A 776-nucleotide genomic window follows, 5' to 3' on the forward strand; every position below is an offset into this window, starting at 1 on the left:
CCACAGAGTTCCATCAGGCAAACCAGATTCAGGCGCTTGATCTAACCCCCCTAGCCATTTACACCCGCTATCGTGGCCATCCACAGCTTTGCCAAGAAGACCACCAACGTCTGTTCCGATATGAATTGATGTCGACTGTCAAAGCTGATGGTGTTTGCTCCACGATCAATGACCAAAATGGCGTTATCGCCGCTTGCGCTATCAAACCTCTAGACTGGGATACCCAACACTTTGGCCTACCCATGGCGAGAATGAGCTTGGCTGCAGCCCCGACGTGCCCCCCATCGGCCCTGAGCAATTTACTCCGCGACACCATCAATAAGATGAGGCAGGAAACCTCCATACTGCACACCTCATGCGAGGTGGATATCGACGACTACTTATGCCTGAATGCCTTGCTCGGCCTAGGAGCGGAGATTCTGGATATCAAACGCGAGTACCGCTGGAGATCCCTCAAAGGCATCAAGCCACCTAAATTCTTGTCATTGGTTCGCGAGTATAGAGAAGACGACAGATCGCAGTGCTTGGCACTAATGGCCGGGGTATATTTCGAGAGTCGCTTCTCCCGCGATATTTCGCTACCAGAAGCCAAAACCACTAGGCTTTACGAGATATGGCTTGAAAAAATCCTTAACAATACCGAACGAGGAAGAATCGCCTTGGTCATGGAAAAAGGTTGCCGTGTACAAGCCTGCGGTGCGATTGAACGACATGATCTGAGCTACGCGGGCATAGGCGCTCAAATAATGGGCAACGGGATATACCTTTCATCCCGA

General features: G+C 51.2%; 1 protein-coding gene. It reads left to right on the forward strand.

What is annotated here, in order from left to right:
• On the forward strand, positions 1-776 hold a 776-nt coding region (locus A3730_RS31215), incomplete at both ends, for a hypothetical protein (protein ID WP_197477338.1).

It is taken from the genome of Alcanivorax sp. HI0044, assembly GCF_001634945.1.